Genomic DNA, 19,195 nt, shown 5'->3' with positions numbered 1-19,195 from the left:
TATGGATAAACCACTCAAAAGGACGGATTTCAGTTTACAGGAATTGTATATATTTCACTGCGTCAGGGAGCATAAAAAGCGATAAAGATTATACGGATATTAAAACCGATAAGAGATGCAAAGAGGGTAAACACTCTTGCATCTATGGCCTGTATCGACGGACATACTAGACGCAGCTATACTTCTAATAGCCACTTTTGGGCTGTCGTTAAGCGGCTTGATGTTAAGGATGTTAACCATTTCTTTTGATCCTGTTGTGCGATATCTTTTCTATCAATATAAAGTCCATGCAATACCCTCCTGCGAGTCCCTAGCGCATTCGTCGTTCCGCCATGCCATGTGTGCGCATTAAATATCATGACACTTCCCGCAGGGCATTCAAGAATCACTTCGTCAGGATGCGCGCCATTCACATCTTCAAGCACCTCATCCGGAAGATCGGGTCGAAGGTGGGTGCCAGGAATGATGCGAGGTGCACCATTTTCTTTGCTCAAATCATCGAGCGCCCATATTGAATTAACAAGATGCACATTTGGAAAGTCTGGTCTTGCCTTTTTCCAATCAGCGTGGAGAGGTTGATGACCACCATCCGCATGAGCTTCACGTGCGTTCAAACTCGATATTTTGAACGCACCCGAAAATATATGTTTGCACGCTGCCAGCACAATAGGATGTGTCCAAACCTTGTCCCAAACCGTTCCTTTATTAATAAGATTGGCGATTCGAGTTACCGTTTCTTCTTGATGATGCTCAATAGCGAGTTGGTCACCTTCCTTCTCTACCAAAGCGTCAAAGGTTCTACGCATCTCATCTAACCAGATTTCATCGATAACATTATGGATAACCGTAAACCCATATAGATCAAGTTCCTCAATCATCTTAGAGGTCAATACCATATTTGCACCAAGTGCATCGAGATAAGATTCTGCCGTATTGTTCATAATGTACCTGTAGAGTTTTTTATCATTGATTTATAAGACTGAACTCGCGACAAAAAGAAAAGCTATCGCGTAATAATAAAGTACTCAAACGGCAACGATAAAGAAGCAGGCATATTGTTCGATTTACTGGATATTTGTTGAGTTGTAAAGAAAATGTGAGGTAACAGTTCACGTTTCTGTAATGAGAAACTGGCTAGTAACCTCACTACCAGATGTTGTATTTTTTATTCACAAGAAACAGAATAAAAACCTGTGCACCTTATTCTATTTCCTTTGATTTTTTCACGATATAAAATTATCGAACTACAAGCTTTCAGACATTACTTGGTCGATGATTTGCATGGTTTGATTAAAATAAGGATTGTATGTCAGCCTTGCGTATACCTTACCTTCCTGGCGATAGCCCCATGCAGAAAACCAAACGTTCCCTCCATTTAAGCAGGATGCTTCTCCTTCTTCCGTTTGACCATTACTGCAAATACGCTTGTCTCCCTTGATTCCATAGTCAGGATTCTCGGGGGAGAAAAGCAGCCCCATATGCGAACCATTTGAGATCTGAGCGGTATCTAATTTCATCGTTAGTTGGATTGCACGGCTGTCTTTTAGAGGTGTTTCACCTTGCCAAATTAAACGATTATTCGGGTTGACCATTTTATTGGCAAAGGTTGCTTGTACATATTGGGTATCGATGACGCTGTCGCCTTCACTCATAATGATAAATACGGGTTTGGTATAAGCTGCGTCTTCTAAGTCATCTCGGACTGCTGTTGATGTCTGATAATACACCGCAGCACCATTCATCGGTACAGAGTTATATCGCAGGTAATTATCCTCAGGGTCTTGATCAGCCCAAGTGATGAAATGACTTGCAAACTCCGCGTATTTAACGACGGAAGATTTAGGTTGAAACGCGGGAGAGAAAAGCAATAGCCCTTTGATCGACGGGTCACTCATCGCTTCTGACGTAACTAAATTCGCGCCAGTCGAATACCCGCCAAGCCAAACTGAATTGTATTCTTGTTTAAGTAAGCCTATATGATGATCGACCACACCCTGCCAATCGGACAAACTAGGCAGAATCAGGTCCCCCACTTTACTTCCATGCCCGGGTAACAACACGGTCCGCACAACGTAGCCACGCTCTGCAAGATGTTTCGCTACATCGATAAAAGAATAGGGTGAATCACCAAGGCCATGTACCAATAAAACCGCCTGTCCATTCGGGTTTTCTGGTCTGATTTCATAGGGTGCATTGGCAAAAACCTCTTTGTCTTTATCATCGGTGACAAACACGCGGTTGTCATTAAGCCATGATTGCGTCTCTTCAACATACTGTTCAAAGCTCGATTGAGAATAGCTAGGCAATGACTCGGAGGTACTATAGCTTGGGTCACTAGGCGGATTCGTACAGCCCAATATAGTGACTGACGTTGCTGCACACAGTAAGAAAGCGAAATGAGTTATTTTAGGCATTTATTGTCTTTTCCCACATTATCTTTTCCTACACTGTTTCGCAATTGTCTTAGATGGTCGTTTATTTGGACAGTTTCTCTTCATATTCGCCTTCTATAATCCTTTCTGACGTCGGATTATAACCTTGATTTTTCATTTTTTTTTCGATTTGCTTACCTGCAATCAACGCGGCCACAGTTAATGGAACAACAAGGATTAAGCTACTGAGTAGAGCAATAAAGCCGGCCATTAATACAAACGCTGTTACGAATATTTTTTTCATATTTACCTCTCTATATCCTGTTTGTCAATATAGCTTACAAAAGATGAATGCAACATGAATGAAGTGTTTACCTTTCTGTTTTCGCATTTAGCAAATATGCGTAATGTTGTCTATGTTTATTGTAGATGTAACTTCAGTTGCATTAAAACTAAAATTATAAATATAACGTCAGGCTTAAACATTATGAATAAAACAGAAAAAATAGAATAGAAGAAGAAATAGAAATCTCCGAAAACGAAGAACTCGTCTCAACCACTGATAAAGAAGGCGTCATCACATATGCAAATAATGATTTTTGTAGAGTATCCGGATATCACATAAGTGAGCTTCTTAATAAAAATCACAATATGATACGTCACCCCGACATGCCCAAAGCGGCGTTTAAGGACCTGTGGGGTCACCTAAAGAATGGTCAAGCATGGAGAGGGGCCGTGAAAAACATCTGCAAAGATGGACGATATTACTGGGTTGATGCTTTTGTCACGCCTATTTTTGAAGAAAATAAACTCGTTGGGTATCAGTCGGTTCGTCGGAAGCTTTCAACTGAAGTAAAGCGTCGCGCCATAAAACTATATGCCGTGGCTGATAAGGGTCAGCACCTTACATCCAATATTCGTCTTACCACCAGACAAAGGATAATCTCGTTATTTTTTGTTACATTGGGGGCCGTAATTGCCGGATTTTATGTCAGCCCTCTGGCTACGTTAGTTATACCGTTTGCGACCATAACGGTGCTTTATCATGAGCTATTTGTTCGTCAGAAGTTCTACGATGAGCTGAAACGCGATTATGACAGTATCTCCCGTCTCGTCTTCTGTGATGACCAAACCAATTACGCAGAATACCACCTCAAAATGCAGCAAGGTCGAGTCCAAACGATCATAGGTCGCACGCAGGATAGCAGCAGCAGTTTACTAAAACAGGTACATTCCTTAGAGAACGCCTCTGAAAGTACGCATATCAATATCGAAAAAGAAACACTTGAAATAGAGAATGTGGCTTCCGCCGTTGAACAGATGGTCGCGACGATAGAAGAAGTTGCTCGCAATAGTGCCACCACGCTGGATCAAGTCCTTTCAGCAAACAACACCTGCCAAGAAGCGGACACGTGGAGCAAAAAAACTCAACATCAGGTATCTGCGCTTGTCGACGAGGTAGAAACGTCATTCGAGTCTGCTGAAAATCTGTCCAAGAAACTGACCAGTATTGCCGCCATCATGTCAGAGATTCAGAGCATTGCTGAGCAAACGAATCTACTTGCACTGAATGCTGCAATAGAATCTGCTCGTGCCGGACAATATGGACGGGGATTTGCTGTCGTGGCCGACGAAGTAAGAACACTAAGCCAACGCACTCAAAAAGCGACCGAAAATATTCAGGATTCAATGGGGAGCGTGATGAGCTCTGTTGCCGAACTTTCTGAAACCATGAAACAAGGTCAAAGTGTCGCTCAAGTTTGCATCGAATACACGTCCAATACACAAAGCAAAATTGGCGTACTATCGAATGTAATGCAGCATATAGAAGATGCGGCAACCCAGATATCCACGGCCACCGAACAGCAGTCGGTCGTCGCAAATGATATAAGCCAAAACGTCGCGGCTATCCGAGACTCTTCACAGTGTAACTTAAAAGAGGTGAACGAAGTGGCTGGGCTTACTCGTAATATTAAAGGTAAAGCACAACAACTTGCATCGTTGGGGTTATCTTTTCAAAAATAGCCTACCAATACGGTTGTTTTAGAAGTAGAACTCAAGTACGAATTGTTCCTAATGAGGGTACTGTCAACTTATGTGATTGTTGTTAAGTTTTCAGTACCTTAAATGAAATTTATTATTCCCTATAAACCTTTTATCGTTTAGGTCATGTGTCAATAAGAGAATAAAATTTGTAGGGGAACTATTGCTACTATTTATTTTACTCGCTCTTCAAACCATACGTTTTAAATTTATCTAACACTATTTTCATTTCTTCAGTTGATAATTCGGGAACATCCGACTGAATAGAAAGAACGTGCAGATACAGCTTCGCTAACACCTCGACCTCATTTGCCAACCACAACGCTTTTTCTAAGTTAACTTCCATGGCTAACATGCCGTGATGCTGCATCAAAAAGGCTTTACTCTCTTGGATTCCTAATGCCACATTATCGGCTAACTCTTGAGTACCGAAGGTTGAATACGGTATGCACGGAACATGGTCTGTCCCTGTCACAGCGACCATGTAATGTATTGCGGGTATGGCACGGTTTAATATCGACACCGCCGTCGCATTAACCGCGTGATTATGCACCACGGCATTCAGCTCGGGTTTGGCTTTAAAGCAAGAAAGATGAAAATGCCATTCACTCGACGGTACCTTATCAGCTTCCGCTTTACCGTCATTATCTACATACACAATCATGTTAGGCGTTAGCTTGTTATATGGAATACCACTTGGTGTTATTAGCATGCCTTTTTTATAACGGGCACTGACATTCCCTGATGTACCCTGGTTCAAACCAAGTGCTGTCATTTCTAAACACGTATCTATAATTTGCTGTGATAGCGTTTCACGGTTCATAACATTTCCTTAAAAGGGGCAGGAATGCCCCATGAAAAACTAGACATAAGTAGGTTGTTTAAGGTCAGCAAATAGTTCTGAGAGTGCCTTCTCGCTTGCTTCACAAACACCACGTTCGGTAATTAACCCCGTGACGTAACGTGCTGGTGTTACGTCAAACGCATAATTCCCACATTGCGTTCCCTTAGGTGCGGTATTAACCCAGCGACACTGACCGTCTGAATCCACGCCATACACATGAGATTGTTCTTCTCCTGAGCGCTGTTCAATCGGAATTTCATTGACGCCATCAAACACGGTAAAATCGATGGTTGGTGAAGGTAAAGCGACATAAAAAGGCACATCATTATCAAACGCAGCAAGCGCTTTTAAATAGGTACCAATTTTATTACACACATCACCATTTGCTGTCGTACGATCCGTACCGACAATGCACAAATCGACTTCTCCATGCTGCATCAAATGACCACCAGCATTATCGGCAATCAACGTATGGGGAACACCATGTGAACCTAACTCAAAGGCCGTGAGTAAACCTTGATTCCGAGGGCGTGTTTCGTCGACCCATACATGAATGTTGATACCCGCTTCATGTGCTTTATAGATGGGTGAAATGGCCGTTCCCCAGTCAACCGTCGCTAACCATCCTGCATTACAATGCGTCAAGACATTAACGACCGACCCAGCGGGTTTATTCTCGGCAATTTTTTTAATGATCGCCAAACCGTGCTCGCCAATTTGTTCACATAATTGAACATCTTCATCTGCAATTTCTGCCGCGAGTTTATAGGCAGCCTGCTCACGTTCGGTTGATACAATTTTGGAAAGGTGTCTGTTAACCCTGTCCAACGCCCATTTTAGGTTGATCGCCGTGGGTCGAGTGTCTATGAGCACATCATAACAGGCTGTTAAATTCTCATCGCTTGGGTCTTCCTTCATACCCAGAGCCATACCATAAGCGGCTACAGCACCAATAAGAGGTGCACCACGGACCCACATTTCTCTAATTGCCGTGGCAGCAAGCTTCATCGACGTTAATTGAATGGTTTCTAATTCAAATGGAAGTTTAGTTTGATCGAGTATTTCAACTGTTCGACCATCTTCTGCCATCCAGACGGTTCGATAATGTTGACCATTAATCTTCATAGTGACCTCTTAACACTGTTCTGCGTAGGATTTAATAGATGCAAAATTTTGATAATTTTTCGCATTTAACATGAGTTCTCGCGCGAGCTTCAACGCCTTACGTTCACAGCAAGCTCGTTGCTCAGAATCAGGCAACTCTTTAAAGTCAGCCACACCAGCAAAGCCGATGATACGACGGTTTATTTCCATCCCTGCGTTTACAAATGTGTCTTCCAACAGGGTAGCCAAAAATTCGTTTTGAGCTGTCTCTAAAGCCTGTTGCCCTAAGCCGCTTTGATATAGCGCTACAGGGTAAGCTTCACCGTCTATTTGGTTATTCCACAGTTGTTTAAAGTGAGCCACAAAGACGTCCCACGTAATATCCATTTGTTGAATTAACCACTGTTGATATTCTGCACATTTTACTGGATTGGACTCCCAAGCAGGCCTTGCAAAATACGCCATGAATAAGTTGCCCATATAGTTACCGATATCAAAGGCCATCGGTCCCATAAAGCCAAACTCGGGGTCAATCACTTTCACGTCTGTATCTGTGACCATAATTGAACCAGAATGAAGATCGCCATGTAACAAGGCTTGAGATTCAGTCATGAATTTATATTTATAACGCATAGCAACCTGGATCATCTCTTGATCCTGCCAAACTCGTTTAACATCTTCATCGAGTTGTGGTGAGGTCCAGTTATTGCGTTCTGCGTCATAATAAGGTTCGGTGAAGATGAGATCTTCCGTGATTTTACACAGCTCATGGTTGAGCGAAAACTGAGACACTAATTCTTTTTTGTTCTTCGCATTCATCCCTAAGTCAGAAGTGTAAAACAGTGTTTTGGCCAAAAATAAACCCACGTTCTCAGCGAGACTTGGGAAACATTTTCCAGCGATGAGTTCTTTTCGTAATATGACGTGCGGTGTAAGATATTCCATCGCGAACACGGCCATATCAGGGTCATAAAAATACACTTCTGGGACAAGGTCATGGCTCGCAAAGCGAGCTTCAATTTCGAGCACATTAAATTCAAAGAATGCTCGTGTTAAAGATAGCTGCCAAGCTTCTCCCGCCGCGCGTACGTATGGCAATGCTTGTTTTACAATAATTGATTGCTCTAACCCTTCAACAATAAAGACGAGATTAAGGTTACCGTCACCCACTTCCTTAACTGTCCATTCGTTTGGTAGCCCACCTAACTGAATAGTTTCAGGCAGTTTTTTTTCTAAATAGAACGGTAATGACTCACAGTTCTGCGGTACATACCCTTCTGGTACGATATTCGACATAGCGACCATCCTTTAAAATTGTTGGTGTCAAAGTGGTGAATATCTCACCACTTATCAACCGTTTTTGTAACGCGTTAGCTTGTTGCAATGATTAATTTGGCATTGGCATCCAATCTGGAACCAGTACAGTAGACTTCGAGAATGATGGGATCTTGCTAACTAGGTCATCCATATTTTTGATATTTTGTTCGTTCAACATCTTTTGAGTGATTAATACTGGCGGTACAGTAACCTGTTTTTCTACCGATTCGCCCTTCATTAACATTGCTAAGGCACGTACGCTTACTTCACCCATTATCGATGGATTTGTCGCGACAGTGGCTACCCATGCGCTGTCTTTTTCTCTCATCGCTTGAATATCTGAGTTAGAAATATCAGCACTGTAGATTTTTATCTTGTCTGACAAACCGCCTTCATCAACCGCTATTTTTATCCCTTTTGCAAATTCATCATAAGGTGAGAAAGCGACCGTGATCTCTGGATTGGCTCTAAAAACCGCCGCAGCTTGGTCAGCAACCTGGTTAGGGATAGGATTGTTCATCGTACCAAAACGAGCAACTTCAACGATGTTTGGATATTTATCTTTAAACTCTGTAAATACCTCATCTCTGCGGTCAAGTGGTGGAATACCAGGAACATAAACGTACGCGGCTTTCCAATCTTGTCCGTTGTCTTGAACTGCTTGCTCTAATGAAAGACGAGCAATTAGATAATCATCCTGATTGATTTGAGGAATCTCTGGGTTGTTTACATTGACATCAAATGCCACAACCTTAATACCATTTTGCACGGCCAAATCGGCAAGATCTTTGATTGAATCAGTAAAACCATGTTGTAAAACAATACCGTCGTAACCTTTCATGATGGCCTGTTCTAATTGGTTACGCTGTAAAGCGGCATCCTGTCTTGCATCATAAACATCAACCTTAAGACCTAATGCCTGCGCTTGACGTTTTACCCCTTTTAGATAAAGTTCTGGAAAATCACCTTGAGATAGGTAACGAACATGAGCAATCTTCATCTCTTTTCCTTCAAAAGGAGACGTCGGTTCTGCATTAACAGCCGTGGTACCCAATGCCCCCATAATAGAGACAGCCAAAGCAATTTTTTGTAGGGTTTTCATTATAATTTCCTTATTTTTATGCACGTTTGTTGGATAGGCCGAAGGTAAACATTAATGCTGCTACCAAAACTAAGCCTTTTATAAAGTCTTGTGTGTAATAGGGAGTATTCATCATGGTTAAGCCATTAAGCAGCACACCAACAAAAAGTGCACCAATAGCTGAGCCCTGCGCATTAGGTCTTGCCGCACCTAACACTGCAAAGCCGATAAGCGCACCAGCAACGCCATCCATTAACAGTGAATTTCCGGAACTGACATCACCACGTCCGATACGAGCCGCCAATAAAATGCCACCGATTGAAGCGAAAACACCGGATATAACGTAAGCAACATAGCGATAGAGTTTTACTCGTGCTCCGGCAAGTTTTGCGGCTTGTTCATTAGAGCCAATGGCATACATCACACGGCCATGGCGCGTTCTTTCTAAAAAGAGATAGGTGATGACGGCCAGTATTAACATAATGATGACAGGAACAGGAATAATATCGAAAATTCTCGCTCGACCTAGGAACAAGAAGCTTTCAGAAAAAGAACCTGTCGCCGTTTCGCCATCGCCCAGGCTCATGCCCGCAGAAATAGACCGTCCTTGGGTAGGGATAAGTTGCAACCCAAGTAACAAAAACATCATGCCTAACGTTGTGAGTAGGTCCGGAACCTTCATCTGTACCGTCATAAACCCATTAATTAAACCAACCACGACCCCCACGCCAATGGCCGCAAGTATCGCCATTGTGGTTCCACCATCAAATACCACCATGACATAGCTCGCGGTCATCATCGAGAAGGCCGCCGTTGAACCAATGGAGAGGTCAAAACCATCAACTGCCAACGTTGCGGTAACACCCAACGCAAGAATCGCTACGATGGATACCGATTGCAGGATGATCATCATATTGATGGTGCTGAGAAATGCAGGTTCTGCCAGTGTGAAAATAACGAGCATTAGAGCAAGCAAAATCAAAAGACCATATTTAATCGCGAATTCACGCATATCTTTCATTGGTAATGTCCTCTGTTGAGTGTGGGGATTCATCATACGGTTCAGGCGCAGCAGCGATCTGGTTGATGAGGCTTGGCATGTGGATCTCATGAATAAGATGTTCACCAACCATATTGTTGTGGTTAAACACAATGATTCGGTCCGCGATTTCTAGTGCTTCTTCGACATCGGTACATACAGCAATAGTGGTTCGGTCTTTCGCAGTCGAACGCAAGAGCTGACCAATTTGGCGTCGAGAAGAAATGTCGACCCCTTGAAAAGGTTCATTCAGTAAAAGTACTTTGCAGTCATTCAGCATCCATCGAGCGACCATCGCCTTCTGTTGGTTTCCGCCTGACAACGTCAATATCAACTCTTCTTGATCAGTGTATTTTACTTTGGTCGTTTCTATCGCTTTACTTACCTGTTGCTTTTCAGCTTTTCGGCTTATAAACCCGAATCTGGAGAACGATTTTAGAAATGGCAAACTCACATTCTGTTCGATAGAAAAATCAGGAACGAGCGCGTTGTTCCCCCTATCCTCTTGCACCATGTAAACACCGCTATCAATTGCATGATGAGGACCGATAGGTGACCATGGTTTCTTTTCTAACTTCAATTGGCCGCTGACAAACGAATTCATTCCGAAAACACCTTCAACGACAGATGCACAGCCAGAAGAAAGCAACCCTGTCAGTACGACAATTTCACCTGTTTTAAAATGCAGGTTAAAAGGAAGCGATTTTGCGTCGAGTTGGACCCCTTCGAGATCAAGCATCGCTTTGTCACCTGCTACGTAGGAATGGCGAACCTCGCCAACGGCGTGACCAAGCATCGAATCCACAGCACCGTCATAATCAAGTGGTGGTTCAAACCAACCAACAATTTTCCCTTCTCGCAATGCGGCAATTTGGTCGGCAAGCAAACGGATATCAGACATTCTATGTGAGATATACACAATCGCGACGCCTTGCTCTCGCATTGTTTTGACCGCTTCAAATAGTTTGACGGCCTCTGTCTCTGACAAACTCGATGTCGGCTCATCCAAGATCAGTAATTTGGGTTTATCGGAAATAGCCCGCGCAATCGCAACAAGTTGCCTGTCTGCCTGAGATAACTCGGAAACCTGTGTATCGAGAGCGACATCTAACCCGATCTTCTCTGCTAATGGTTTAGCCTGTTTATGCAGTTCTTTTTTAGAGATGAATGTTGAAAATCGTCCGTCGCAAAGTTTGTCTAAAAGTAAATTTTCCGCTATAGAAAGATCTTGAACAACACCGTCATTGATAATTTGATGGACCGTAATAATGCCCGCATCTCTCGCACTTTGAGGGTTACTTATATCAACGGTTTTACCATTAATGATTACTGTCCCTTCGTCCGCGTGATAAACGCCACTTAAGATCTTAACCAACGTAGACTTTCCGGCGCCGTTCGCGCCCAACAACGCCAGTATTTTTCCACCGTCTATATTAAAGCTCACATCATGTAAGACAGTATTACTACCAAATTTCTTTTTAATCGCTCTAATTTCAATTGCATTGACTACATTTGACATGGAGCACTCCATTTATCCGTGAATGGATTTAACAAAAGTAATCCTAACGCATCAAATGTAAAGTAAACTGTGACAAGACTAGCAGTTTAAAAAATGACCAATAAATAGAGCATTAATTGGTCATTTTTTTGAACTTAGTCAAATATTACGCCTTTTTGTAAAATGACACAGGCATAGGGCCGTAGATCATTGGTGGAAATAATCAACTGGCATTCCTTGCTTTTTTTATAAAACTCGTTCCGTTCAAGAAAAAGATGATTATGTTCTGACTCCTCAGACCGTTCGACTGTCTTTATAAAATCTTGTGCTGCATCAGTAAGTTGCCCACCATCATCTTGCGCCATAATGCGGACGGGTGTGGGAGTAAAAGCATCGAGTGGAACATGTTTCAAGATGGCTTCTAACATCTGTGAACAATCGACCCCCAGCATTGGAATGTGTTTAAACTGACTATTCGATGTCGCAGGGAAATTGGCGTCAACAATCGCCAACGTGTCTCCGTGGCCCATCGATTGTAAGCTATAGAGTAGATCTGCACTAAAAAGTGGATGAATATGTTTAAGCATTTTCTTTACCTTTGTATTTACAGAAATTCAAATGTATATTAGAGTCGTTATTACATCAAGTGGTTAACTTGTTTCTAAAATGATAAATTACTCACTGATAAAAGTCCGACCACGTATCGATATCCAAAATGAGAAGAGGTATAGCTGATGACAAGTTCAGAGTTAAACAATATCAGCGCATTTAATAGTGATCCCGTTCTCCATGCGACGTGGCTTTATTATCAAGAAGGACTAAGTCAAACCGACGTTGCCAAATTGATGGGCGTCTCACGTGTCACGGTTGTCAAATACTTACAGACAGCGCGTGAAAAAGGATTGGTGCAGTTTGATCTCGATTTAAAAGCATTTTCTTCCATAGAACACGCCTTAAAAATCAAAGAGAAATTCCAGTTAGACAGCGTAGTTATCGTGCCGGATGGCGAACAAACGACACAACATGAAGACTCCAAACTGATGCGTGAACGTCTAGCTAAAGCGGGCGGTATGTATCTAAACCAGACGATTGAAGATAACGACATTCTAGGCATAGCATGGGGGAGAACAATACATCAAATGGGAAATGTGATGACACCTAGGCAGTGTAAGAATGTCACTGTGTTGCAAATGCTCGGTTCGATGCCCTCTCAACCCGACTTTACTACCATTGAATCGTCTTCTCAGATTGCTAACAAACTTTCAGGAAAAGTCATCAGCTTACACGTACCCGCGGTTGTATCCAGTTCGCGTTTAGCCGTAGAACTGCAAGCCGAACCGATTATTCGCTCCAACTTCGAAGCCTTAACGAAATGCAATAAAGCGTTATTTGTTGTCGGTAACGTTTCGGAAGAGAACCCATTAATTCGAGTCGGCGTTATCTCTAAAAAAGAGATGCAAACATACCGTGAAATGGGCGCAGTCGGTGTTATCTGTGGTCGTTTTTATGACAGGTATGGACAACCTGTTGTTGCCGAGGTTGACCTAAGAGTTTTAGGCATAAATCTCGCACAGTTACGACAAATTCATAGCCGAATTTTTGTTGCCGGTGGTCAACGTAACTATGCAGCAACGCTTGGGGCTATTTTAGGGGGCTACGTGTCCGACTTGATGATTGACGAAGGGACAGCAGAGTACTTATTGGCCTGCGATGCTTCAATGGCATAATTCAATTAGAGACATTACGCCTTTCTTTGATATTGATGGATAGATACCATTCTAAAGATTTATGTATTTGGGTGCATTCTGAACACCTCCTTCCCGTACCAATGCAGCACAACTGCCGTAGAGTTATCAAGTATTACGATGAAATAGCCTATTCGTGTCATTCAATGTTTACGCCTTTCGTACTGATTGTCTCAATTCAGTACGACTTGATTCCCAAAAAAAGTTATTTTTATCCTTAATGATAACAGTCAGATCATAGTTATTGACACTATTATCGGATACCGAGTAACTAAGCTTGAAATAACTTTCATTTTAATTAAATATATCTGTCCTATTGTTTTGGTGAATGATTATGAGAGAGTTATCAGAAGTTGGGTCTTTTTTGGAGTTCCTTGGTGATGCTATTCTAATCGCCGATGACGCCTCTAAAATTGTCTATGCGAATTCAGCCTGCTGTGCGCTATTTGGTTATTCTCAATCAGAATTAACGTCAATGCGAATTGACGACCTAATACCTGCGTCCTCTGCAGAAAATCATAGGCATAAAGTTAAGCAGTACATTCATAAAAAATCGCCTGCTAAAGCGATGCGTTCTAGAGCTCTCTTGCCTTGTATCAACGTTAAAGGACAACAATTTCACGCCAAGATATCCATTGCCTATATTGAGATCAGCAATGAGCTTCACGGCATCGCGACGATACAAGATTATTCTGATGTTGAGAGTGAAATTAACGAACTAAAAAATAGTGCGAATACCGATGCTATCACTGGTTTAGCCAATAAAAGGTCTCTACAACACTTATTAGAAAATGACTATTTTTCCAAATGGTCATCAAATTCTATCGGTGTTGTCTACTTTGATTTAGACAAATTCAAAACCATAAATGATACATTAGGTCATCATATTGGCGACCTATTACTGGGTGAGTTGGGTTCAAGGTTAAATAGTATGTTGCGAGCAGATGACTATGTTTTTAGGGTCGGAGGTGATGAGTTTTTAATACTATTCAAGATCACCAACGGCTATGATCCTCTCTATGAATTAGAAGCCATTAGTAAAAAAATCCACAACGTTGTATCGCAACCTGTAACCATTGACAACATCAACAAGCGTCTTTCGGTTAAAGCAAGCATAGGTATCGGTGTGTATCCACAAGATAATGAAGACCTATCACTACTTATCTCATTAGCGGATAAAGCGATGTATATAGCAAAATCCACTGGAGCCAATTTTTCTCTAGTGAAAGAATTAGATACCGTAATAAAGAAGCGCTAATAAATAGCGCCACTCGTTCCCCTTTGTCACCATTTAAATTGACGGTACCATTCTCTGGTTGTTATTTAATTGTTCAGGGAGTCTTTATCCTTTGCCTCAATACTATGACCGGAATGGTTCAAGATTTTTGTGACTCCTTTTTGTAAAATCAAATTATTTGGATAGGTTATAATATTGCCATCCTCATGGCGAATAAGTACATGAAACATGGTGATATCTATGAGTTCTCCACTAACATCCGCATCTTTTTCAGCCACTTTAATCATGTCTCCTATTCGGTAAGGAAATACGAAAAAAATGAGAATACTCGCGGTTAAATTACTCAAAATAGACCATTGAGCAAAGAGTGCGACACCTAACACTGCGAAAACTGACGATAAGAAAAGAGAAATATCCCCAAAGCCGATACCTAAAAAGATCGTAAAAATCGCACCAAATAACCCTAATGAAGCAACATTAAATGATTTGATCACAAACTGTTTTCTTTGTAGAGAAACTCGCTTGTTATCCGCCAGTCTCTCCAGCCATTTTAGGGCAACCTTTCTTGCAATCCGAAAACTGACTAAAAGTAATATACCAATGACGACCTGTTGCAATAAATAACTATTTTGTATGTAATCAATCATTCAACTACCTAGATGTAAGACTTTGAGTGTTTATAAGCATAACGAATTATTGGTTTCTCGTCATGTATCAGTAGAACGCTATCTTCATGAAGGTATATCAAACCTAGATAATGCTTTGTATTTGACCCAAACTTTCTCAAGGCAAGAACGAGCTAATTTGGGGTTCCCAATCACTTGTACGAAATGTTCTTCTTCTAAGTTTTCAGGAAGGAGATACCCGACCTCTAGAGCGTACATTGTGTCTCCCCAATAGGTCAGCAACTCTTCTTCCGCATAAGAGAACGCACCTGACTCTGCAAATCCATCAGGGAATATCTCTTCGTCTTCGAAGCATTTTTCTCCCATTCTTAGCGTTATATGTCCCATAGCCCTATTATTAAGTTAGTAATTAAACAGATAACTAATAACAGTATTTCAACGAAAAATATAACAAAAGTTTTAAGTCAAGTTAATAGAAAAAATTTGTTAATCACCAATAATTAATTGACAAAAAATATTTATCTTTTTAATAAAAATAATTATTTGAAGTTTTTATTGGCGCGCATCAACTTAAGGAATAATATAAAAAAATCATAATCGGCCCATTCTCAAAATTTGAGAATGCTCCTTAATTAATTAATCAGTCTACCATCGAGTAATATGAGTAATACAAACGAAAAGATATTTCTTATCCTAGACCAAATAGCTTCCTATGAAAAAGAGGTCAGTATAAGAAGACTTAGCGAAGACTTAAATATGCCTTTGAGTAGTTTGTATCGCTATATAACCTTGTTAAAAGACTGGCGCCACATTGAAGAAAACCTGTACACAAAAAAAATTTACATTGGATCGATGTCCTTAGCTTTGGCTAGGAGTCATGAAAAAGCAAAATTGGAATATCGAGAGTATGAGAATGCTTTAGAGCGATTGAGTGTCGTTACTGGTGAAACGTGTATGTTTATGGTACCAGCGGGATACCACGCTTTATGTACCGTGTGTAAAGAAAGTAAAGAGGCGCTTAGATGCACATTTGAAGTAGGACAAACACAACCGTTAATAAAAGGGGCCTCGTCAAAAGTTCTACTCGCAAACTTGCCTAGAGAACGACAAGAGAAAGTGGCTACATATTATAAACTAGATACTTACGACCCCCATTGGAAACTATCTATCAAAAAAACCAAATATGACGGATTTTCAATAAGTAAGTCTGAATACAATACGGGTGTTATTGGAATTAGTGTCCCAATTATCCGCAAAAATACGTTAGTTGGCGCTATTACTGTTATGGCACCGAATGAGCGAGCGAGGACTGGTTTTGAACGAGTTATTCAAGACCTAATGAATGAAGCATCAATCCTGAATGGGAATAGATAATGTTTAAAAATATGGTTGAGCGCTTTATTAAAAGAAGATCTCACATCCGTAACAGGCAAATCGCACTTGTTGGTACTTGTTTCAAGTCTTCCGAAGAAGAAGATTTGCTATTTGAGGAAGCAGAAGAAGCCATTGAAAACACCTACCATTGGTATGCTAAAACCGATTTACCTTGCACGCTTCCGGTAAAAAATGGAGGGTACTTTCCTATCACAAATTCAAACATTATCGAAAGCATGGCGTTTTCTCAGTATATACATGCCTTACTTGAACAAAAGACCTTACCCGTCATTTTTTCAAATAGTTGTGAAAGTTTCATTGAATGCCTAGCCGCTTATGATACTGGCGATATTGGTGTCATCAACATCAACCACAGAGTAGACCTAGTCAATAAACTAAGCTTTATCCCGATGCAGGGGTATGCCTCCATTCTCACTCAAAAGTCTGATATTAATATGTTGAGTATTGGTGTATTTGAAGACTTTCATACAACACCAGAGCTAAATTTAGCGAAAAGTATGGGGGTTGAATGGCTCAACAGCACTGCTTTTTATTCAACGTCACCATCTATATACGAAGAACTCGATATCTTTCTCTTTAACCATAATGCTATTGCTTTAAACATAGATTTAAGAGCGATTGTTCGAGGAATGACTATAAAGCCACCTTACGCAATTGATTTAGATTTGTTGCTGTCAATTGTCAGCCGATGTATCCATTCAAACAAGGTCGTACTAATACAGCTGACAGGAGACAACGACGCACTAATTTTTGCGAAAGAAGTACAATCTGTATTAAATATCATAAGAAAAAAAATGGAACATGAATTCTACCCCGCATAAGAAAGATGAGTATGAACAATAGCAATATAACCATAGAAATTCTTTGTCGAAAAGATAGATATTATTTGCTTTCAATTATTCATTTTTGGCCTTATTTTCGCACCATATTCAATCCCAAATAGTTGGAAAATTAACATGCGTATTGCCATCTTATCTCGCAACAAATCTTTATATTCTACTCGTCGTTTAAAGGAAGCGGGCGAAGCTAGAGGTCACCAAGTCGATATAATTGACACATTGCATTGCTATATGGATATTACCAGTAGCAATCCTAAGGTTCGTTATCACGGCGAAAGTTTACCGCCTTATGATGCAGTGATTCCGCGCATTGGCGCGTCCATCACTTTTTACGGTACCGCTGTCGTCAGGCAATTTGAGGTGATGGGCACTTTTTGTATCAACGAATCTGTCGCGATAAGCCGTTCTCGTGACAAATTGAGGTCACTACAACTTCTATCACGTAAGGGGATTGGGCTTCCAAAAACAGGTTTTGCTAGCAAACCAGACAAAATCCAAGACCTTATTAAGAATGTCGGTGGAGCGCCTGTTGTTATCAAGCTACTTGAAGGGACTCAAGGTATTGGCGTTGTTTTAGCTGAGACAAATAAAGCCGCCGAGAGTGTTATTGAAGCATTTATGGGACTAAAAGCGAATATTCTCGTTCAAGAATTCATTGAAGAAGCCGGCGGTGCCGATATCCGTTGTTTTGTGGTTGGTAACAGAGTGATTGCTGCGATGAAACGTCAAGCTGGAGAAGGCGAATTCCGTTCCAATCTGCATCGAGGGGGCTCAGCTCAATTAGTACGTCTGACAAAAGAAGAACGTCTTACCGCGGTTAACGCAGCGAAAGCTATGGGTCTCAACCTCTGCGGTGTTGATATTCTGCAGTCAAACAGTGGCCCAGTCGTTATGGAAGTCAATTCATCTCCCGGTCTAGAGGGCATAGAAACCGCAACAGGAAAAGATGTTGCAGGAATGATTTTTGATTTTATTGAAAAAACGGCGAAACCAAATGCAAATAAAACTCGAGGAAAAGGGTGATGGCAAGCCGTCTATCGATAGCAGGTACTGAGATTTTAGCTGGTACAAAGTGCCAAATTAATATTCCAGTGGCCAAGTTATATACCAACACGGAGCTGTCCATTCCTGTTCATGTGCAAAGAGCTGTAAAGAAAGGACCAACTGTATTCGTAAGCGCGGCAATACATGGTGATGAACTAAATGGTATCGAGATCATTCGCAGACTAATAGAAGCAAACTTGAACATAATCCGAGGAACATTAATTCTCGTTCCAATGGTCAATGTATACGGTGTGCTTAATCAAAGTCGCTATCTGCCAGATAGAAGAGATCTAAATCGGTGTTTTCCTGGGTCAGCGAAAGGGTCATTAGCGGCAAGGCTTGCCCAAGATTTTATGCAAAATGTCGTAGAGCATTGTGATTACGGAATTGATATACATACAGGCGCCATTCATCGTTCAAATCTGCCCCAAATTAGGGCCGATTTGAGTGATGAAAAAACACTAGAGCTTGCCCAAGCATTTGGCGTTCCAGTGTTACTCAATTCTGTATTGAGAGATGGGTCTCTTCGAGAGGCCGCCACGAACAGAGGAACGCGTATTCTATTGTATGAGGCAGGGGAAGCACTGCGTTTTGACGAGCTGTCTATCCAAGCCGGGTTTAAAGGTGTTCAAAAAGTATTAATGGGGCTCGGACTCCTTCGAAAACGTCCGAGCAAACGGAAAATTGAACCTTACATCGCCAATAAGAGTGATTGGATAAGAGCCGCAGGTAGTGGGTTTGTTCATGAATTTGTGAAACTTGGAGAACAAGTGGAAAAGGGACAAATTCTTGCTGAGATTAACTCACCTCTAGGAGAGTTGATTCATAAGGCCGTATCTACGCGTTCAGGGATCATAATCGGCAAGCAGAATATACCTTTAGTACAAGAAGGTGATGCCATGTTCCATATCGCCTATTTTGGCAAAGACGAAAATGATGTCGCCGAACACATTGAAATGATGCACGACTCTATAATTTTGTAAGATACAAATATTGCTTAACAGGAAAACC

At 41.3% G+C, this 19,195-nt stretch carries 19 protein-coding genes; 7 read left to right on the top strand and 12 right to left on the bottom strand.

Annotation, left to right across the window (positions count from 1 at the left end):
- Nucleotides 1-176: 176 nt before the first annotated feature.
- From AACW90_RS16615 to AACW90_RS16605, 3 genes are all read right to left on the bottom strand, one after another.
- Nucleotides 177-941: a phytanoyl-CoA dioxygenase family protein gene (locus tag AACW90_RS16615; protein ID WP_390236681.1), complete on the bottom strand. Its 765-nt coding sequence runs from the start codon at nucleotides 939-941 to the stop codon at nucleotides 177-179.
- Nucleotides 942-1,244: 303 nt separating this feature from the next.
- On the bottom strand, nucleotides 1,245-2,414 hold the full coding sequence (locus tag AACW90_RS16610) for an alpha/beta hydrolase (RefSeq protein WP_390236679.1): 1,170 nt from the start codon (nucleotides 2,412-2,414) through the stop codon (nucleotides 1,245-1,247).
- 61 nt (nucleotides 2,415-2,475) lie between these two features.
- A complete protein-coding gene (locus AACW90_RS16605; protein WP_390236677.1) occupies nucleotides 2,476-2,676 on the bottom strand; it encodes a hypothetical protein in 201 nt (66 codons plus the stop codon).
- Between the two features lie 206 nt (nucleotides 2,677-2,882).
- Here AACW90_RS16605 and AACW90_RS16600 point away from each other — a divergent pair, with 206 nt between their 5' ends.
- Complete coding sequence (locus tag AACW90_RS16600; protein WP_390236802.1) at nucleotides 2,883-4,397, top strand: methyl-accepting chemotaxis protein; 1,515 nt, start codon at nucleotides 2,883-2,885, stop codon at nucleotides 4,395-4,397.
- Between the two features lie 196 nt (nucleotides 4,398-4,593).
- Here the strand turns inward: AACW90_RS16600 and AACW90_RS16595 are convergent, their stop codons facing one another.
- The 7 genes from AACW90_RS16595 to AACW90_RS16565 form a co-directional block, all read right to left on the bottom strand.
- On the bottom strand, nucleotides 4,594-5,238 hold the full coding sequence (locus AACW90_RS16595) for an L-fuculose-phosphate aldolase (RefSeq protein ID WP_390236675.1): 645 nt from the start codon (nucleotides 5,236-5,238) through the stop codon (nucleotides 4,594-4,596).
- Nucleotides 5,239-5,277: 39 nt separating this feature from the next.
- The gene (gene mtnA, locus AACW90_RS16590; protein ID WP_390236673.1) at nucleotides 5,278-6,384 is read right to left on the bottom strand and encodes an S-methyl-5-thioribose-1-phosphate isomerase; all 1,107 of its coding nucleotides are present in this window, start codon (nucleotides 6,382-6,384) and stop codon (nucleotides 5,278-5,280) included.
- 9 nt (nucleotides 6,385-6,393) lie between these two features.
- A complete protein-coding gene (gene mtnK / locus AACW90_RS16585; protein WP_390236671.1) occupies nucleotides 6,394-7,659 on the bottom strand; it encodes an S-methyl-5-thioribose kinase in 1,266 nt (421 codons plus the stop codon).
- Nucleotides 7,660-7,750: 91 nt separating this feature from the next.
- Entirely contained in the window at nucleotides 7,751-8,782 is a 1,032-nt protein-coding gene (locus tag AACW90_RS16580) for a substrate-binding domain-containing protein (protein ID WP_390236669.1), read from the bottom strand.
- Nucleotides 8,783-8,798: 16 nt separating this feature from the next.
- A complete protein-coding gene (locus AACW90_RS16575; protein WP_275137182.1) occupies nucleotides 8,799-9,782 on the bottom strand; it encodes an ABC transporter permease in 984 nt (327 codons plus the stop codon).
- Nucleotides 9,766-11,319 (bottom strand): sugar ABC transporter ATP-binding protein, encoded by a 1,554-nt coding sequence (locus AACW90_RS16570; protein WP_390236666.1) that lies wholly within the window; start codon nucleotides 11,317-11,319, stop codon nucleotides 9,766-9,768. Before AACW90_RS16570 ends, AACW90_RS16575 begins: the two co-directional genes overlap by 17 nt.
- Before the next feature lie 134 nt (nucleotides 11,320-11,453).
- Nucleotides 11,454-11,885: an RbsD/FucU family protein gene (locus tag AACW90_RS16565; protein ID WP_390236664.1), complete on the bottom strand. Its 432-nt coding sequence runs from the start codon at nucleotides 11,883-11,885 to the stop codon at nucleotides 11,454-11,456.
- Nucleotides 11,886-12,032: 147 nt separating this feature from the next.
- Here AACW90_RS16565 and AACW90_RS16560 point away from each other — a divergent pair, with 147 nt between their 5' ends.
- On the top strand, nucleotides 12,033-13,025 hold the full coding sequence (locus tag AACW90_RS16560; RefSeq protein ID WP_390236662.1) for a sugar-binding transcriptional regulator: 993 nt from the start codon (nucleotides 12,033-12,035) through the stop codon (nucleotides 13,023-13,025).
- Between the two features lie 352 nt (nucleotides 13,026-13,377).
- Nucleotides 13,378-14,301, top strand: a complete 924-nt coding sequence (locus AACW90_RS16555; protein ID WP_390236660.1) for a sensor domain-containing diguanylate cyclase — start codon at nucleotides 13,378-13,380, stop codon at nucleotides 14,299-14,301.
- Nucleotides 14,302-14,366: 65 nt separating this feature from the next.
- Here the strand turns inward: AACW90_RS16555 and AACW90_RS16550 are convergent, their stop codons facing one another.
- Together AACW90_RS16550 and maoP are read right to left on the bottom strand one after the other, a co-directional pair.
- Nucleotides 14,367-14,927: a mechanosensitive ion channel domain-containing protein gene (locus AACW90_RS16550; protein ID WP_390236658.1), complete on the bottom strand. Its 561-nt coding sequence runs from the start codon at nucleotides 14,925-14,927 to the stop codon at nucleotides 14,367-14,369.
- An 84-nt stretch (nucleotides 14,928-15,011) separates the two neighbouring features.
- Nucleotides 15,012-15,293, bottom strand: a complete 282-nt coding sequence (maoP, locus tag AACW90_RS16545; protein WP_390236655.1) for a DUF413 domain-containing protein — start codon at nucleotides 15,291-15,293, stop codon at nucleotides 15,012-15,014.
- Between the two features lie 273 nt (nucleotides 15,294-15,566).
- On the opposite strand from maoP, the gene AACW90_RS16540 reads away from it, so the two are divergent.
- The 4 genes from AACW90_RS16540 to AACW90_RS16525 all read left to right on the top strand — a co-directional run bounded on the left by AACW90_RS16540 (nucleotide 15,567) and on the right by AACW90_RS16525 (nucleotide 19,167).
- On the top strand, nucleotides 15,567-16,280 hold the full coding sequence (locus AACW90_RS16540) for an IclR family transcriptional regulator (protein ID WP_390236653.1): 714 nt from the start codon (nucleotides 15,567-15,569) through the stop codon (nucleotides 16,278-16,280).
- Nucleotides 16,280-17,122, top strand: a complete 843-nt coding sequence (locus AACW90_RS16535) for a hypothetical protein (RefSeq protein ID WP_390236651.1) — start codon at nucleotides 16,280-16,282, stop codon at nucleotides 17,120-17,122. The genes AACW90_RS16540 and AACW90_RS16535 overlap by 1 nt, the downstream gene beginning before the upstream one ends.
- 135 nt (nucleotides 17,123-17,257) lie before the next feature.
- A complete protein-coding gene (gene rimK, locus AACW90_RS16530; protein ID WP_390236649.1) occupies nucleotides 17,258-18,163 on the top strand; it encodes a 30S ribosomal protein S6--L-glutamate ligase in 906 nt (301 codons plus the stop codon).
- Entirely contained in the window at nucleotides 18,163-19,167 is a 1,005-nt protein-coding gene (locus AACW90_RS16525; protein WP_390236647.1) for a succinylglutamate desuccinylase/aspartoacylase family protein, read from the top strand. Before rimK ends, AACW90_RS16525 begins: the two co-directional genes overlap by 1 nt.
- The last annotated feature ends 28 nt before the right edge of the window (nucleotides 19,168-19,195 follow it).

The organism is Vibrio frigidus (assembly GCF_042465995.1).
GTDB lineage: Bacteria > Pseudomonadota > Gammaproteobacteria > Enterobacterales > Vibrionaceae > Vibrio.
This window is presented reverse-complemented; position numbering and strand designations above follow the sequence as displayed.

Bases quoted from the DNA above. Each gene is read 5' to 3' on its own strand.
- AACW90_RS16615 (WP_390236681.1), bottom strand. From the start codon at position 941: ATGAACAATACGGCAGAATCTTATCTCGATGCACTTGGTGCAAATATG.
- AACW90_RS16610 (WP_390236679.1), bottom strand. From the start codon at position 2,414: ATGCCTAAAATAACTCATTTCGCTTTCTTACTGTGTGCAGCAACGTCA.
- AACW90_RS16605 (WP_390236677.1), bottom strand. From the start codon at position 2,676: ATGAAAAAAATATTCGTAACAGCGTTTGTATTAATGGCCGGCTTTATT.
- AACW90_RS16595 (WP_390236675.1), bottom strand. From the start codon at position 5,238: ATGAACCGTGAAACGCTATCACAGCAAATTATAGATACGTGTTTAGAA.
- mtnA (WP_390236673.1), bottom strand. From the start codon at position 6,384: ATGAAGATTAATGGTCAACATTATCGAACCGTCTGGATGGCAGAAGAT.
- mtnK (WP_390236671.1), bottom strand. From the start codon at position 7,659: ATGTCGAATATCGTACCAGAAGGGTATGTACCGCAGAACTGTGAGTCA.
- AACW90_RS16580 (WP_390236669.1), bottom strand. From the start codon at position 8,782: ATGAAAACCCTACAAAAAATTGCTTTGGCTGTCTCTATTATGGGGGCA.
- AACW90_RS16575 (WP_275137182.1), bottom strand. From the start codon at position 9,782: ATGAAAGATATGCGTGAATTCGCGATTAAATATGGTCTTTTGATTTTG.
- AACW90_RS16570 (WP_390236666.1), bottom strand. From the start codon at position 11,319: ATGTCAAATGTAGTCAATGCAATTGAAATTAGAGCGATTAAAAAGAAA.
- AACW90_RS16565 (WP_390236664.1), bottom strand. From the start codon at position 11,885: ATGCTTAAACATATTCATCCACTTTTTAGTGCAGATCTACTCTATAGC.
- AACW90_RS16560 (WP_390236662.1), top strand. From the start codon at position 12,033: ATGACAAGTTCAGAGTTAAACAATATCAGCGCATTTAATAGTGATCCC.
- AACW90_RS16555 (WP_390236660.1), top strand. From the start codon at position 13,378: ATGAGAGAGTTATCAGAAGTTGGGTCTTTTTTGGAGTTCCTTGGTGAT.
- AACW90_RS16550 (WP_390236658.1), bottom strand. From the start codon at position 14,927: ATGATTGATTACATACAAAATAGTTATTTATTGCAACAGGTCGTCATT.
- maoP (WP_390236655.1), bottom strand. From the start codon at position 15,293: ATGGGACATATAACGCTAAGAATGGGAGAAAAATGCTTCGAAGACGAA.
- AACW90_RS16540 (WP_390236653.1), top strand. From the start codon at position 15,567: ATGAGTAATACAAACGAAAAGATATTTCTTATCCTAGACCAAATAGCT.
- AACW90_RS16535 (WP_390236651.1), top strand. From the start codon at position 16,280: ATGTTTAAAAATATGGTTGAGCGCTTTATTAAAAGAAGATCTCACATC.
- rimK (WP_390236649.1), top strand. From the start codon at position 17,258: ATGCGTATTGCCATCTTATCTCGCAACAAATCTTTATATTCTACTCGT.
- AACW90_RS16525 (WP_390236647.1), top strand. From the start codon at position 18,163: ATGGCAAGCCGTCTATCGATAGCAGGTACTGAGATTTTAGCTGGTACA.